Annotated in this window: 12 protein-coding genes; 9 read left to right on the top strand and 3 right to left on the bottom strand. The window is 51.9% G+C overall.

Features of this window, described 5'->3' with window-relative positions; translation table 11 throughout:
- Positions 1-163 precede the first annotated feature (163 nt).
- On the bottom strand, positions 164-1,204 hold the full coding sequence (gene rfbB, locus ACR0EO_RS14530; protein WP_480691127.1) for a dTDP-glucose 4,6-dehydratase: 1,041 nt from the start codon (positions 1,202-1,204) through the stop codon (positions 164-166).
- A 615-nt stretch (positions 1,205-1,819) separates the two neighbouring features.
- Positions 1,820-3,253: a M10 family metallopeptidase C-terminal domain-containing protein gene (locus tag ACR0EO_RS14535; RefSeq protein ID WP_480691129.1), complete on the bottom strand. Its 1,434-nt coding sequence runs from the start codon at positions 3,251-3,253 to the stop codon at positions 1,820-1,822.
- Between the two features lie 892 nt (positions 3,254-4,145).
- Between ACR0EO_RS14535 and ACR0EO_RS14540 the strand changes: the two genes are divergently transcribed.
- From ACR0EO_RS14540 to purN, 4 genes are all read left to right on the top strand, one after another.
- Positions 4,146-4,982, top strand: coding sequence for a phytanoyl-CoA dioxygenase family protein (locus ACR0EO_RS14540; RefSeq protein WP_480691131.1), 837 nt, complete (start codon positions 4,146-4,148; stop codon positions 4,980-4,982).
- A 76-nt stretch (positions 4,983-5,058) separates the two neighbouring features.
- A complete protein-coding gene (locus ACR0EO_RS14545) occupies positions 5,059-5,883 on the top strand; it encodes a phytanoyl-CoA dioxygenase family protein (protein ID WP_480691133.1) in 825 nt (274 codons plus the stop codon).
- Positions 5,884-5,908: 25 nt separating this feature from the next.
- The gene (locus ACR0EO_RS14550) at positions 5,909-6,835 is read left to right on the top strand and encodes a GNAT family N-acetyltransferase (RefSeq protein ID WP_480691135.1); all 927 of its coding nucleotides are present in this window, start codon (positions 5,909-5,911) and stop codon (positions 6,833-6,835) included.
- Between the two features lie 2 nt (positions 6,836-6,837).
- The gene (gene purN, locus ACR0EO_RS14555; protein WP_480691137.1) at positions 6,838-7,536 is read left to right on the top strand and encodes a phosphoribosylglycinamide formyltransferase; all 699 of its coding nucleotides are present in this window, start codon (positions 6,838-6,840) and stop codon (positions 7,534-7,536) included.
- Between the two features lie 63 nt (positions 7,537-7,599).
- Here purN and ACR0EO_RS14560 read toward each other — a convergent pair whose 3' ends face one another.
- Positions 7,600-8,583, bottom strand: coding sequence for a sulfotransferase (locus tag ACR0EO_RS14560; protein ID WP_480691139.1), 984 nt, complete (start codon positions 8,581-8,583; stop codon positions 7,600-7,602).
- A gap of 580 nt (positions 8,584-9,163) precedes the next feature.
- Between ACR0EO_RS14560 and ACR0EO_RS14565 the strand changes: the two genes are divergently transcribed.
- The 5 genes from ACR0EO_RS14565 to ACR0EO_RS14585 are packed head-to-tail and all read left to right on the top strand — an operon-like array spanning position 9,164 to position 14,466.
- Positions 9,164-10,348, top strand: a complete 1,185-nt coding sequence (locus ACR0EO_RS14565; RefSeq protein ID WP_480691141.1) for a DegT/DnrJ/EryC1/StrS family aminotransferase — start codon at positions 9,164-9,166, stop codon at positions 10,346-10,348.
- 3 nt (positions 10,349-10,351) lie between these two features.
- Complete coding sequence (locus ACR0EO_RS14570; RefSeq protein WP_480691143.1) at positions 10,352-11,263, top strand: phytanoyl-CoA dioxygenase family protein; 912 nt, start codon at positions 10,352-10,354, stop codon at positions 11,261-11,263.
- Positions 11,256-12,323, top strand: a complete 1,068-nt coding sequence (locus ACR0EO_RS14575; protein ID WP_480691145.1) for a GNAT family N-acetyltransferase — start codon at positions 11,256-11,258, stop codon at positions 12,321-12,323. Before ACR0EO_RS14570 ends, ACR0EO_RS14575 begins: the two co-directional genes overlap by 8 nt.
- Positions 12,320-13,621, top strand: a complete 1,302-nt coding sequence (locus ACR0EO_RS14580) for an MATE family efflux transporter (RefSeq protein WP_480691147.1) — start codon at positions 12,320-12,322, stop codon at positions 13,619-13,621. The genes ACR0EO_RS14575 and ACR0EO_RS14580 overlap by 4 nt, the downstream gene beginning before the upstream one ends.
- Positions 13,618-14,466 carry a glycosyltransferase gene (locus ACR0EO_RS14585; RefSeq protein ID WP_480691149.1) on the top strand — a complete coding sequence of 283 codons (849 nt, stop codon included), beginning with the start codon at positions 13,618-13,620 and terminating at the stop codon, positions 14,464-14,466. Before ACR0EO_RS14580 ends, ACR0EO_RS14585 begins: the two co-directional genes overlap by 4 nt.
- The last annotated feature ends 81 nt before the right edge of the window (positions 14,467-14,547 follow it).

Consider the following 14,547-nt stretch of genomic DNA (forward strand, 5'->3'; position numbering starts at 1 on the left):
ACCGCAGGTCGGACCCGTGATTGCCAAAGTCAGTTTTGTTCGCGACGCGATCTAATCGGCGTTTCGTGCGAAACGGGTCGCATACTTCGGCTCTGTCAGTTGGGTGAACCCGCCATGCGGGTCAGCCCCCAAGTCGACGGGATGATCCTGTAAAAACCAAGGATCATACGTTTACCCCCAACCGCTCGCCTACCCCGCTCCTGCTTTGTAGCGCGCGCCACCAGTTTTCGTTGTCCAGGTACCATTGAACTGTTCGCTCGAGCCCTTGTTCGAGCGTGACGGAAGGGGTCCAGCCCAATTCGTTTCGGATGCGGCTAGGGTCGATGGAGTAACGGGCATCATGACCTGGCCTATCAGCTACAAAGGTTATGAGGTCGGCATGAGGCGCCTGAGTCGGGCGTTTTTGATCGAGAATAGTGCAGATCATTCTGACCAGATCGATATTGCGTACCTCACTCTCGCCGCCAATGTTGTAAGACCTTCCAATCGCGCCCTTCGACGCAACCAAAAGCAATGCCTCGGCATGATCCTCGACATAAAGCCAATCGCGGACGTTTTCTCCTTGCCCGTAGATTGGGATTGGCTTGCCCGCCAACGCATTCAGGATCACGACGGGGATCAGTTTCTCGGGAAAATGATAAGCCCCATAGTTGTTCGAGCAATTGGTTAAGACAATTGGAAGCCCGTATGTTTCGTGCCACGCGCGTACCAAATGGTCGCTGGATGCCTTAGACGCCGAATACGGCGAACGCGGATCATAAGGCGTGTTTTCTGTAAACTGCCCAGTCACACCCAGTGAGCCAAAAACTTCGTCTGTAGAAACATGATGAAACCGGAAATCCTTGGGTTCACCATGCTCTTGCCAATAGGCTCTAGCGGCCTCGAGGATTGTGTAGGTTCCGCAGATGTTAGTGTTAATAAATGCGCCAGGGCCATCAATCGAGCGATCCACATGAGACTCTGCAGCCAGATGCATTATCGCGTCGGGCTTTTTCTCTGCCAGAACTCGGTCCAAGGTCGGACGGTCACAGATATCGGCGTGAACAAAACTATAGTTTGGATGGTCAGCCACGCTTGTCACGTTGTCGAGGCAGGCGGCATAAGTGAGCGCGTCCAAATTGACGACCTGATGGCCCTCTCTGATGGCGCGGCGCACCACAGCTGAGCCGATAAAGCCCGCACCGCCTGTTACAAGGAGCTTCACTCCACGCCCTCCTGGACAAGGGGGATGCCTTATTAGGTAGGTGTCAGGCTGACAAAAAATTCGCCCGACGATGCCGGAGATCTATGGTTCCGGCCTTAAATGACAGGTCCCCATTCATAGCTGCAGCGCTTCGGGGTAAAAAATCAGACACCTTATAAACGTGTCGTGTTTATACACATAGAACCCTGAAACCACTTAACTTTACATAATACCAATAGCAATTTTGAGCCGCTTTGTCACCGTCGGATTCCGAGCGCAATGGCATGTTTCATTTTGTTCGAAACTCACCGCACCAGACGATGGCCACAGCAACAGATCGATACAGTTTTTTGTGTGAGATCGGAGGGTGTTAGATGGCTTCGGATGCAACAGCCAGCTTGGATTTCCGGGTTCAAAGAAGTGGGTCCAAACCCTTTCGGATGCGAATGGAGTTACTTTTGACGCTCTCACGGCAGAGCGGCGTTTAAGTTTCGACCATCTTATTGGATTGGCATCAGATCGGGCGGCTGCTTTTTGGTCCGCTTGGCCTGTTGCCTAACGACTGCCATGGCACCGCGCTGTCTGAACAGCGCAGTACCATGAGTCGAGAAGGGCGCAGCCCTTTGTCAGCAGCACTTAGACGATCAGGAAGTCGTTGTGATCGATATCCAGGCGCGCGTCCAACTGTGCGATTTTTACTTGCTGACCGGAACCATTCCCGTCCGCGTCATAGAAAACCTCACCGGTCCGCCACTTGTACATGACGTAATCGTTCAGGTCGTCAGCACGTTTCGCTACCTCAAAGAACTGCTCTTCGAGAACGTCAACGTTGTTGCCGCTGTTTGTTGCGAGGCTGGTGAAAACCGAGCTGTCGAGAACGATCTTGTCATAGTCAGGTTTGAAGTCTGTAATGACATCAACGTTCGACGAAGAGTTGGGTTTTGTGTTGAAGACAAAGAAGTCCCGACCACCACCTCCGGTCAATGTGTCGTTGCCGGTACCGCCATACAGGACGTCGTTACCCGCGTAGCCATTAAGTTTGTCATTACCTGCACCGCCAATCAGACGATCGAACGCACCAGTGCCGTTAACGGTGTCATTACCTGCACCGCCAGCGACTTCATTGATGTCATTGTTGCTGGAGTCGTTTTTGTCGTTATCGGTGTCAGTGGTGTTGTCGGTTTCCGGAGCAGGAGCTTTGCCGGAATCCGGGTTATCCGGGGTCGGAGCCACTGAAACGCCATCTTGATCAGCGTACCATTCTGAGCGTGCATTTTCCCAGTAGTCCCGTGCCGCTTGGCCTTCCAATACCGTCCAGCCTTGTGGAGGCTCAGGGTAATCGGCGGGCAGCGGTTTGTTCGACAGGTTCAGGAAAACGTTGTTCGAAGACGAGATTGTCTTGTCCCAAGCCAGTTCCAGACGCCAATCACCGATGTGATCGGGGTCTTCAATGGCGATTACTGAGTCCTTGATGCGCAGCGAGGGGCTGTTTTCGACCATTTTGAATGGCGATTGGTGAGTCATCTGCCCTTTGTAGAGATACGATTCCATCCGGATGAGGACGTTATCGAGCTCAACGACTTGGCTAGATCTGTCTGAAGAGTACTTGGAGCCAAGGCTGATCCCCGAGAACACACCGTCAAAGAGGCTGTTGCGGATGGTGCCGCTGTTTCCGTGGTCGTTTTCGACCGCGTCATCACGGGTGTTGGTGACCAGTGCATTGTTGATATCGAAACCGCCGGAATTTCCCGCGATACGAATTGCGTCCCATGCTTCAGAGATTTTCACATCATAGATGCTGGCGTTTTTGGTGTCGCGCACCATAATCGCAGCCGAGTTGATGTAGATTTTGGACCAGTCGCCAGTTTGCGAAACGGTGCCGTCAATTGTTGCCCCAAAGAAGTCTATACCACTTTTGGCATTGTCGATCATAACCGGATAGAGATTGGTCTGGCTGCCGGTATTAGCCACGATCCAGGTGGCATTGGTCGCATCGATAGCGTCTGCATCGCCGCGATACCTGTAAGAGTTGTACCCATAGTCACGGTCAAGGGTAATGGTATAAACCATGCTTAGTAGTCCTTTTGTATTACTTCGCTCGAAGGTTTTTTAACCTTATTCTAAGAAGTGAAGTTTTGACTGTTCTGAGGCAATAGATGCGGCTCGGGCCGTGGCAGAATGGCATTCATCCGCCACAGGCAACCTTTCGCCGAAACAGGCATTTCGAAGGGGTGTTTAAATTTTTTTTTAAAGTCTGTGATTTGCGAGATTGACGTAAGGGAAACTGTGTGCATTTGCATGCAAGCATAATATTGCTGCGGTGTTATGTCACATGGCGTTCATGATTCGCGTGCAAAAAAGCCCTTTTGTTACAACCAAAACAGCAGCTTGTAATGTTTTTGGCTGTTTTAACGGTTGCACTCACGTCAAAGCCGTTATGACTCGAACCAATTTGAGCGACTCAGGCCAAACCTCTTCTGTCAAGCCAACAAAGCAATTTGAGGGCGCGGAAACCTGTAGGAATGCGTTGCGCAGTTCCGGACGTCACTGGGTGCAGCCCCACTCTTTCGGTTGGTCGAAAGAGTATTTGGGCCGCCTGAAAAGACGGGTGTGAACTGACCATTTTACGTAACTCGGACTTTAACCCGACTACTCCTAAATGGTGAGTGGGGCGATATTGCCAGAATGTGGCGCCATCACTAACCTCGACGCTATGGCGTGTTTGTGATCGCAGATTTGCAGGCATTGGCTTCAATGTTTCCAGTGCCGTCAGGATGTTTCACACCAAGACGCTTGAAGTGGAATAATTGTTTGAGTGCAAAATGCCATCCGCTTGCCGCGAGGCTTTTGACCTGCGGTACGTATGGTTCGCGACAAAGCTAAAGTTGGTGCATAGGCCGCCAAGCTTTGCCTGAGACCTGACAAAGCGTGATCGATGCATTTTGGTGCGAGGTTAAAGACTATGGATCAGATCGTTTCTCAGAAAATTGACGTTAAGGCCATCGCATCTATCGAAAAGTACGGATATGTCCGCATCCCCCAAGTGTTTGATGAGGATACCGTAGCTGAATCCCTCGAAAAGGTTCAGTTTTGGTTCGATAAGACCATAAACGGATTATCCGATCGCATGCCGCGGCTTAATAATAAGCAATCGATGGTTTATAACCTGCAAAACAAGGATATTTTCTTTAGCAGGTTGATATTGGACACTCCGATCATAGAGGACGTTCTAAAGCACTTCCTGAATGATCAATGGTTCTCTTCACTGCCTTCGGACGCACCGAACTACATATTACGTTCGTTCCTCGCCCGAAGCAGTAATCACCAGATGCCGATGCACATCGACTCTTTCATTCCGTACACTGGGCCGCACCCGTTCATTATGCAGTGTGCGATCCTGTTGGAGGATCAAACAAAGGAGAATGGGTGTACGGTTATCGTGCCGCGTTCTCACAAATCGAACGGGTATGCGGACCAGGATTCATTCGACACTGCCGTTCCGATCGAAGCCAATGCTGGTGACCTGATTTTCTGGGATAGCCGTATTTGGCATGGCGCCCGAGAAAATGTGAGCGGTGGAACACGTTGGTCGATTATCGCAACATTCTGCCGTTGGTGGATTAAGCAGGCCTTCGACATTCCCGGGAACATACCTCAGGAAATTTATGACCAGCTTTCTGATCGGGAAAAGGCTGTGATGGGTTTTTGTTCGGTGCCGTACGACGACGAAACACGGGGCATCGACATGAAGCGGAGCTATGAGTTTCTACCCCAAAAAGTGTCGGATTACCGTTTCTGACGCTCGTGCGTGGTGCTTTCCGCCATGACCCCAGGCGACTTTGATCGCTGGCCAAGACGAAAAGGATTGAAGATTGATGCAAAGATTTGAAATCGGCGATATTCGCGAACTTATTCCGATGGCTGACTCCAAGACCTTCTCGCCCGAAGTTTATCGGGACACGGGCTTCTTTGTGCTGCGCGGTGTCGTGCCCCCCGAACAGATCCAAATCTGGCAGCAAGAATGGAAAAACTTCTATTCAAGTTCGTTGGACGGAAAGCGGCGTGTTAATCCTTTCAACCCTGTTCATGTAAACGAAGCCCCACCTGAGGCGTTGGCCCAAATTCACGCCTTTCCCGGAATACTGGATGTTTTGGAACAGCTTTACCCTGATCTGGCGCTCTTTATGCAGCGATTTGTAATCAAAGATAGCAGCAGCAGAACACCGGTATTTCCGCATAGTGATTTTGCCTATGATTACGGTTGGCCGGAAAAGACGACTGTTTTTATTCCTCTAAGCCCGTCGAACAAAAATAATGGTGGAATATCATTTTATCCGGGGACGCATTTCTTCGGATATATGGGCGACGCTGGTGAGGTTAATACTGACATTCTTAGCCCTGATTGGCCGCTATTGTGTCCTGATTTGGAGCCGGGTGACATCGCTCTTTGCCATACCTGCACGTGGCATTGTTCGCCGGCATATTCCGAGGGACCAGATAGGATACTTGTTCAGGCGACTTATCAGCCCGCGTCGGACCCCAGCAGCACTGTCCTGCTTCGCGGCCAATGGAAAGTGCGTTACAGGCTGTCCGATGTTCCGCGAGAAGCGTTCTTTAACCGCTGTAGATCCAGCCGAATGAGAGAACTTCAGGAACAAGTCGACAAGCAGGAGACTACCGTGGGGCTCGCCGTTGGGTGACCCCAGCCACTAAAGGATGCTTGCCGTGAATAAACCAACAGTCCAGGCTCAATCGGTCGACCCGGGCTATCGCAGCGCGGAATACGCCGCAGCATTCACGGATCACGGCACTCCACACTATCTTGCCCATTCCGGCGGGTGGCTTCTCCAGCGTCCAATTCCTAACACTCAGTTCGTGGATGCGATGGGACTATACCCGCTTTTTTGTTGTAAGGACTGGTCCGCAATCTCAGACGACCTTGAGCAAAACAGTAGTGGTTGGATAAGCGCGACGTTGGTGACTGATCCGCTTGGCGCGTATGACGAAGAACTTCTGAAGCGTAACTTTGATTTGGTTGTTCCGTACAAAGACCACTACATCGCAGAGATAACCGGACCGTTAGAGACATTCGTGTCCAAGTCGCATCGCCAGAACGCTCGCCGGGCGCTCAGGAAGGTAAATGTAGAGGTTTGTGAGAACCCTTTGCAGTATCTCGATGACTGGGTTGAGTTGTACGCTGTTTTGGCGCGCAAGCACGGAATTGAAGGGCTAAGGGCGTTCTCCAGGGCCTCGTTTGAACAGCAGCTTGGTGCGCCCGGTATGGTTTTGTTTCAGGCTTCAATTGGCGACGAAACAGTAGGGCTGGACTTGTGGTACGTCGACGGAGACGTTGCGCAAGGCCATTTGGCGGCATTCAGTGAAAGGGGCTATGCCAGCAGCGCCTCTTACGCAACAAAGTGGACGTTGCTGAATTACTTTGCGGACAGGATCCGCTGGATTAATTTCGGCGGCCTTGCAGGACCCCCAGGAGAAGGGGCAAGCGGGCTTGAGCATTTTAAAAAGGGTTGGACCAACACCACGCGCCGAGCTTACATCTGTGGTCGTATTTTCGATGAACCTACCTATAGACAACTGACACGTGGGGGATCGGAAACAACGTATTTCCCAGCCTACCGCGCGGGGGAGTATTAATCATGTCGGGATCGCATCCTAATTTCGTCTTTGTGTTATCGACCGAAGGATCGTTAATGCAGAAGGTCTTGGAAACCGACACGGTGCGCCGCTCTGTCCATTCGGTTGTTGCCGGCAGCGACGGTCCCGGGCTTGAGAAAGCGCGGGCATTTGGTGTCCCGACAGCGACTCTGCCCGACGGCTCCAATCAGGAGTTCTGCAAGCACCTAATGGATTACATCGCAGAGCATGAGATCGACTATATTCTGTCCTTTTACACCAAGTTCTACACCCAAGAGATTCGCGACGAGCTTTCAGACCGGATAATCAATTTTCACCCATCATTACTGCCGGCGTTCAAGGGTATGGATGGGTTTGGCGATGGGATCAGGTACCACACCAAGATAATCGGCACGACAGTTGAGCTGATAAAGGACGTCATGGATGAGGGTAAGATTGTTATGCAAGCGGCCTGCGCCGCTGACCCGAATATGACGCTTGAAGAAATGCGACATCGCATCTTCGTGCAGCAATGCAAGACGTTGGTGCAAGTAGTTGATTGGATAGCACAGGGGCGTTTGATTGTGGAAGGAGACAAGGTCACAATCAGCGGCGCGCGTTTCACATCACCGGACTTTGCGCCTGCGCTGGAAAACCAGGAAGCGCTCGCCTTAGATGCCATCAGGCCGGCAGAGCAGGTTCATGAAAGAGTTGTTCTTTAGCGAGTATATTCGAACGTAACTTACGAATTTGGACCCATTTCGAAAGTGTCGATACGCCCTGAACTAGTTCCAGCTTTCTAGGGGGCGTCCAATAAGCTGTTCCACCCATGGTCTCGTTTCAGCAAGTTCTCGTGACAAACGCTCTCTTGTCTCTGGTGCCATCTCAGTCTTTGCCAGACTCTTCGACTTTAGTTTTTCTCGGGCGGACATGGAGGAGGCGGCCAGCAGTGCCTTTTTAAGCATGGGCCTACGACGTACGAACCCTGAAAGGCTGCGCACGATGCCAGATTTCGGCACGCCGCTCGCGTTGTACTTTTGTGTGGCATCGATTTCTAATGCTGGGACATCAAGGAAAGCGAAGATACCGCTCAAGACCGAGTTTGGGTCAGCCGCGAATTCTTCGGTTATTACGACGTGTACGTTTTCTTTGCCAAAAGCTTCGAGAAATGGTGGCAACCTAAGCTCGTATTGGCTGAGAGACTTGAGGAACCAGAGATGTTGCCAGTCCTGTTCGATGCGCGAGGTCTCCTGATCCAGGCAGTCCTCAAAAGTTCCAGCATCCCAGCCTTTTGACAGGCAATACTGGTAACTCGAGTACGCGCGTTCAACGGGGTTTCTGAGGATCGCTATGATTTTTGTACTTTCACCGCAATAGTGAGCGATGTTTGCTATCGCGTTCTCAGGGTAAGTGATTGTCGTGACCGATGCGTCCAGCAAACACGGTTCAGCCCGGCCCGCGAAAAGGTTTAGCCATTGGGTATGAGTGAACTGGTTTCCGTTGGCGAAAGTTTCATTTCCTAAACCTTCGATCTCTGCCGTGCGGCCGTGCATGGCAAGAAAATGAGGTTCTTTGGGTGAACATAAATAGACAGAAGGATGTTGTGCCATGGCCATGGCCAGAGAAGTGCTTGCGCATCTCGGGGCGCCAATGAGTAAAACGTTTGGAGGGCGACGATTCGCGTGAACCATAAACCTGTTACCTGACAAATATCGCGTTCGGCGTAATTCCATTTTAGCGTGGTATGGGATGCCATTTGTGTCAAGCATCACTAAGGTTGTTTCCGGATTTAACGCTTAATCCAGTTAGGCATTCGGGTTGCTAAGGGCAGAGAATTAATCAAATTTGCGGAAGCCGTGCGTCGTTTTATTGGCTTTTATAACGTTAATTCTACATGGCGTTTAACGGCTCTATAGAAGCTACGTAAAAAGGATTACTTTCAAAGACCCACAGACGACCGCAAACTAACAGTCGATACTATGTGTACCGATCTGGCATTGGGGTTTACTGTGTTTTTGTTTTCTCGGGGATTTGAAACGGGTATTTAAGCCGAAACATCCCAAACCTCCAAAAATTAAAGCCTTTCAAATTTCGGTCCGCCAGGCCGTCCGAGAACAAGTTCTTAGAAGGGGGTTAATTATGGAAGACCAACCTCATAAAAGCCGCGGCTCCTATGGGGCAGCAAGTTCGCCGGCATTAGAGTTTAAAAGGACTTTCCAGGAGAGCGGCCCAAGCGCCCCCCAATCGGTATCGTCGACGATCTCTCCCGCCCGCGTGCGCAAGCTGAGCGCGGCGGTTCTTGGCGGGACACCAGTTTTCCAAAACAAACGGCATGTAGGTCAACCGAATATGCCTGATCAACAGGTGTTCCTGGGGCGTATGCAGCAGGTGCTCAATAGCGGCCAACTGACCAATTGGGGCCCGTTGGTGCAGGAGTTCGAAGCGCGCGTCGCCGAAGTAACCGGGGCAAAGCACTGCATTGCAACTTGCAATGCCACGGTAGGGCTAGAGCTTGCCATTGGTGGTTTAGGGGTGTCTGGGGATGTTATTGTTCCGTCCTTCACTTTTATAGCCACAGTGCACGCGTTGTGGCGCCAGGGTGTACGTCCTGTCTTTTGTGATATCGATCCCGTCACTCATTGCCTGGACATCGACAGTGTCGAGGCCGCGATAACGTCTCGGACGACGGGTATTCTGGGTGTGCACCTTTGGGGAAATTCATGCGCAGATCGAAAACTGCGTGAATTGGCAGATCGGCATAATCTCAAGCTGTTCTTCGACGCGGCCCATGCATTTGGATGTCAGTCTGACCGGCAGCAATATCCATATTTAGGTGATGCGGAGGTTTACAGCTTCCACGCCACAAAATGCATTCATGCGTTTGAAGGTGGGGCAATCGTCACCAATGACCGCGACTTGGCGGATCGCTTAAGAAACATGGTCAACTTTGGCTTTTCCGGCGAGGACTCCGTAGCGCATCTGGGTACCAATGGAAAAATGAACGAAGCCTCGGCTGCGATGGGGCTGACCTCTATCGAGGCGATGGATTACTTTTTTACCCATAACCGCGAAAACTATAATGCCTTCGCGGCTGGACTGGCCAATGTGCCTGGCGTTCATCTGATGCCGCGGAAAGAAACGCGTGGTCACAGCTATCAGTATATCGTGACTGAGGTTGATCCGGAAAGGGCTGGCCTCACGCGCGATGAATTGATCGCTGCGCTTCGCTTAGAGAATGTCTTTGCCCGCCGTTACTTCTATCCCGGCTGCCACCGTATGCAGCCCTATGCCGGTCTTTCTCCGAGGGCTGGCCAAACACTGCCTGTGACCGAAGCGGTTGCGGACAAGGTGATGATCCTGCCAACCGGGACCGCCGTAAGTCTGCAGGACGTTGAGCGGCTTTGTACCCGTGTGGCGTCGCTTGTCAGGCAAGCCCCCGCCGTTCGCACCGCACTCCGAGAACGCGACCGCCCTGATCTGAGACCATTTCTTAAGCGGGACGCCAGCCCGATGGCAGTAGTGCGGAGTGAGTAGACGATGGAAGCGATTAGCTACTTACAGGACCCTAATACCATTGATGACAGGGTTCTGCCGACTGACGACGAGGTGGCGCAGTACGAAAAACTCGGCTGGTATCAGACCCAGCAGATCATTCCGCATGGGCTGCTCGAACAAGCACGACAAGCGATCATGGAGCACCAGATGGGCAAGCGTGATCGGGCCTTACCAAGAGACGCAAAGTTCAGCGACTGGAGGCCGGAAGACGGGGATGGCATTCGCAACAATGAGTTTTGCTCCTTGCAGAACGACATTGTGCGCAAACTCGTTATGTTGCCAGCGCTTGGAGCTATAGCGGCACGGTTGGCTCGAAGCTCGACAATCCGTCTTTTTGACGATCAGGCGGTGTACAAGCCGCCTGTTGGAAAGGGCAACACAGTATCGGTAGTGGGTTGGCACACCGATCATTCGTATTGGTCAACCTGTACATCGTCGAGAATGCTAACGGCTTGGATTCCCTTCGAGGACGCGAATGAAGAGAATGGAACGCTGTGCGTTGTGGACGGAAGCCACCTTTGGCCCGAGGTGGAGCACATGCGGGGCTTTAACGATCCGGATCTTGGCAGTATCGAAAAACACCTTGGTCGTCAGATACCCACGTCAATTGTCTCGCCGATGCGGTTGCGCAAGGGGCAAGTCAGTTTCCATCACATGAGAGCGCTGCATGCTAGTGCCGCTAACTGGACAGATACACCGCGATTGGCCCTGGCTATTCACATGCAGGACGGTGACAACTCTTATCGTTCTTACAAAACTGAAAATGATGATCGCGTGATACTGCCGCACGATGAACTGTGTCGTCGAAATCGCAAGGGCGACCCTGACTACGCTGATCCGGAAGTTTTTCCAATCATCTGGCCCACACAGGTAAAGAGCGTTCCGCATGGCTGAAACAACCCGCATTCTCTGCGCCAGTGATCCAGAATGGGATACCTGGTTGAAACGCGCGCCGCACGATTTCTACCACCTGTCGGCCTATCATAGCTTTTCCGAAAACGTCGGTGAAGGGCGGGCTGAAATGGTGGTTTACGGCTCACCAGAGCAGTTCTTAGCCTGGCCGTATCTTGTCCGAGATATTGATGGTGAGCATTCAGATGCAAACTCCGTCTATGGCTACTCCGGCCCGACAGGTCGTGGGTTGGATGATGAAACGTTCAGGGCCCGCGCTTGGCGTGGACTGAGGGAAGTGTGGCGCAAGCAAAACCTCGTGACACTCTTCACCCGATTTCACCCCCTGCTGGGAAATGATCAGTTCTGCAAAGGGATGTCCGGTTCCGCTCCAACGCCTGGTGGCGAAGTTCTGCATCTGGGTCAAAGTGTTTCCATTGATTTGGCAAATGATCGTGAAACGCGCCGCGCAACTTACCGACAGGTCCTGAGGCAAGAAATCAAAAGGGCAGAACGCAAAGGTCTGGTGGTTAAGCTGGATCCTGACTGGCGCAATTACCCAACTTTCTTGGACCTCTATACCGCCACAATGGAACAAAACGATGCCGAAGACAGATACAAGTTCTCGCGTGGCTACTTTGATGAGCTTAGAGAAGCGCTAAAAGGTAAGTTATATCTGGCGACTGCAAATTGCGACAACGAGGTTGCCGGTGCGATGCTCTTCACTGTCTACAATGGTATTGCTGAGGCTCACTTTGCCGGAAACAACCAGGCATTCAGAAAACTATCACCGCTCAAAGGACTGATTGACGGAGTTGCAGACATTGCCCAAGCTTTAGGGGCAGAATGTCTACACCTAGGGGCCGGCCGCGGAGGCAGTGAAGATTCTCTGTTCGAATTCAAAAGCCGGTTTTCACGCTCACGGCACAACTTTCGAATAGGGCGTTGGATTCTAGACGACCAAGCGAATGCCGAGCTTTCTCAACGAAAACCATCGTGCGATGGAGTTACGTTTTTTCCGGCTTACCGCTCTGTCGCCCAGGTCGGATCCGTTTCGACATGACAACAATTGCACCAACTAAAGATGATCCGCCAAGTGCTGAAAACGCACCGCGATCAGGCTTCAAGAATTTCAGGTCCATCCTTGTCGGAAGGATGGTCTCTGCATTGTCGATTTGGTTGGCGATCGTTGCGCTGACCAAATTGTCCGATCCGGCCACGGTCGGCATGTATGCTTTCGCGCAAGCGATCTGTATCCCTATCGCCGAAGTGGCCAAGATGAGCCTCCGCGAGGTCAGGTCGAGCGACACCCATGGTTTCTTTGAATTCGGCGACTATTTTGGACTGCGGATTTTGGCCACTTTGGCGGGATTTCTTCTGATGCTGGCAACCGGCATCGTCCAGAGCGGTTCGACGGCGATGTTTCTGGTGATAATCGCCTATGCATTGGCGCGAAGTGCAGAGCTTATTTCCGACATGATGTACGGCCTCTTTCAGGCGCATGAGCGGATGGAATTCATTGGCCGTTCTTTGTGTATGCTCGGTGTATTGTCACTGTTGTTGCTGATTGCGGGCTATTGGCTAACCGGTTCACTGGTTGTCGCCGTTTTGGGGCAACTCGCAGCCCACTTGGCGGTTCTGTGTTTTTATGATCTGCCTTTGGGAGTCAAACGCGCGCGAGTTGCTTCGGACAACTTTCTTCCCAGCTGGAATTTTTCCAAGATTTACAGCCTTGCCCTGCAAGCTCTTCCGCTGACCTTTGCAACCGTCTTGATCTTTATCGCTCTGTACCTGCCGCGGATAGTGGTCGAGCACGAACTGGGGCTTGCGGGGTTGGGGTTATTTGCCGCGATCCTTGCGTTGGCTATGGCACCTGATCGTTTGGTGAACGCGATGGGTATTGCCGCTAGCGTGCGCCTTGCCCGGCATTATGCGTCGGGTCGGTATGCTGAATTCACCAAGTTGCTGTCGGCTCTTGCAGCGGGTGTGGCAGTGTGTGGCACGGTCGGGGTCATGATTTGCGTTTTGTTTGGTGAGCAGATTCTGCGGGTCGTCTATACTGATGCGTATGCGGCCCACTACAACCTTCTGGTTTGGCTGGTCGCCGCGGCGACACTGCGAGGTGTTGCCAACATCCTTCGGTACGGCGTGGTTGCAGCGCGCCGATTCTGGTGGCTGGGGGCGCAGAATGCTGTTGTCGCAATTGTTGCAGTTATCGGTTGTTTTGTTTTGATTCCACGCTTTGGCCTTACAGGAGCCGGAGCGACCATGGTGCTCGTGTTCGGCGCGCAACTTGTTATCGTTCTTGTGGCTCTGGTCTTTGCATTGAATTCCGCAGGAAAAACGGAGCCCAGATTATGAAAGTCTCAGTTTCGGTCGTCACTTATCAGCAGTCAGAAACAGTGCGACAAGCTCTGGACAGTGTTTTCAATCAGAAAACGGATTTCGATTTTGAAGTCATTATTGGTGATGACGCATCGACCGACGGTACACAAAGCAGATTGAAAGAGTTCTATGCCTTCGCCCCGGACAGGGTCAGGCTCCTTTTGAGGGAGGAAAACGCACAGGATCGAGGTCTGACGAATCTTCTGGCAACGGTCGACGCAGCAAAAGGTGAGTACATCGCGTTTTTGGACGGTGATGACTACTGGACAGATCCAGAAAAGCTGCAAAAACAGATAGATTTTCTGGATACGCACCCAGAATGCGTAAGCTGCGCCCACCGAGTCCAACATCTGCATACCAATGGGGTTAAGGCGTTGTCTCCCAATGCACCGAAGGGCAGGGAAGTCCATGACGTGGGTGCCTTGATCAAGCGTAATTTCGCGCCGAAAATATCTACCATCATCAGAACAAGTGCTCTTGAGGACCTACCGGATTGGTACCGTTCAACGACTGTTGCATCGGCGGATTGGTTGCTGAACGTTTTGGTTGGTCGTCATGGGAATGTCGGTTTCATAAATGAGGTTATGGCCGTTCATCGCATCCACAGCGCTAGCGTTTCTGCGATGAATGGCACGGAGAAAATGATCTCCGATAAGCTCCATGCGATCCCCACGCTGCAACAGTATTTGCCACAAAAAGCCCATGAGCTGCATCGACTGGAACGCCAGTTAAAGTGGAAGCGGCGCACGGTGCACTGGGCACCGGGAGCATTCAAAGCGCTAAAGAGAATAAACGAACTCTTAAGGTCGCGCCCGCGCTAAGTTTTACACACCGCCTTAGAACATAGATTCTTGCGCCGAACCGCTCGGCGTATTTCTTCTTGTGATCGTATTCAGGCAGGC

The organism is Ruegeria sp. BE9 (assembly GCF_056538765.1).